2 protein-coding genes are annotated in these 1,437 nt (G+C 56.4%); one reads left to right on the top strand and one right to left on the bottom strand.

Annotated features, from left to right (window positions below; all coding sequences use genetic code 11):
- Positions 1–587 precede the first annotated feature (587 nt).
- Positions 588–773, top strand: a complete 186-nt coding sequence (locus tag AVJ23_RS23140; protein WP_058864350.1) for a hypothetical protein — start codon at positions 588–590, stop codon at positions 771–773.
- A gap of 244 nt (positions 774–1,017) precedes the next feature.
- On the opposite strand, the gene AVJ23_RS21860 is transcribed toward AVJ23_RS23140, so the two are convergent.
- Positions 1,018–1,329, bottom strand: coding sequence for a S24 family peptidase (locus AVJ23_RS21860; RefSeq protein WP_276203232.1), 312 nt, complete (start codon positions 1,327–1,329; stop codon positions 1,018–1,020).
- Between the last annotated feature and the right edge of the window lie 108 nt (positions 1,330–1,437).

The raw sequence follows: 1,437 nt of genomic DNA, 5'->3' as shown, positions 1-1,437 counted from the left end.
CGAGATGGCGGATCGCCCCCGCCCCAGGCATCTACCTTGGCGCCGAGACCCGTCATGCACTAAGACTGAAACCGGACCACCCAATAGGGGCAGGCCACTGGTCCGTGAAAATTGATCCATCCACTCACTTGCACTTCTGTCACTTACAACTGCTTCGGAGAATACCTCAGAAAACAGCTTCAAGCATAGATCGTATAGTGAATGTCCCTCAGAGACGCATTTTCTAAACTGTTCATCGCTCCAGTTCGATATGCGAACGAATGGGTCTTGCGCATCAAATTTATCAGCGGCGTCAATTTGTTCCGCTGCTTTCGCTCTTGTTCGCCTATAGAGCTCCGCCAGAGTTCGCAATTCGCAATCACGTACGTACTCCTTGATCGCCTCTTTTCGTGACAGGCGGAGGCTTCGCTCGCTGTCGTGATCTGGGTCGTCGGATGCGGTCATGAAGGACTACCGTTGGTGATCGCCAGTGTAGCGTGGGCGGCAATCGGTCTTGGCGGTTTCCGATATTCTTCCGCGTTTCTTCCGGGTTTCGCTGCATACGAATGACTTGCCTTCGTCTTCGATCGGGACAGTGCCGGGCAGGAATGGGCCTGCTCTCCCACGTCGAGGAGGCGACCATGAATCATCTTACTCTGATGCTCTATGCTTCGACCTACATTATGTTGGCTCTCAATGAGCTTTTCAAAACGGAGTTGCATGACACGATGAAGGTCGTGCTTTATTTCACGATTACAGTCGTGGTGGCCTTTGGACACCAGGGAGACGAATAGCGCATGTAGTTGATCGGCCATCTGCACTGATCGGGAACTGCGCAGTCGACATGCCGCAAGCACCATGGTCGGCTTGAGAATCGCTTGCTGGCGATGCTTGGTCACTGGTTTCTTATCCACATCGACAGATTAAGCTCGGTGATCCAAGCCTGACAAGGCTGTGAAAGCTAGGAATGCCCTTCGTTGGGGGGGCGTGGCGTCCCTGCCAAGATCCCCACTTGGATGACAGAGCATAGTGATCACCTCAGATCTCCCGCGCGAACCAACGGATGCGGCCGACGATGTGGATCTCGTCGGCCGTTCTCTCGTATTCGGGGTAGTGCTTGTTGTCTGAGATGACGCGCACGCCGGGCGGGTCGCTGTTCGGGATGTGCTCGAGCCGCTTGGCCACCAGCCCGATGCCATCGTCCAGCACGAAGATGCCGGGCGGGTTCGGCGCGCGCCGCGCCATGTCCACCAGCACCGTGTCGCCGTTGAGCAGCGTGGGCGCCATGCTGTCGCCCTCGACATGCATGATGCGCAGCTGGGAGGGGCTGGCCTTGAGGCTGTGTCGGATCCAGGACCGGCGGAATGTCTGACGTCAGCACCTGTGGGACAGATTTGAGGTTTTCGTAACGGAGGATTTCTGGATCATCGCAGCCACCAAGGAGCGAAGATGAGCCAG

It is taken from the genome of Pseudoponticoccus marisrubri (assembly GCF_001482405.1).
In the GTDB taxonomy this organism is placed as follows: domain Bacteria; phylum Pseudomonadota; class Alphaproteobacteria; order Rhodobacterales; family Rhodobacteraceae; genus Pseudoponticoccus; species Pseudoponticoccus marisrubri.
Note: the sequence above shows the minus strand (reverse complement) of the source record. Positions and strands in the feature narration are given on the sequence as shown.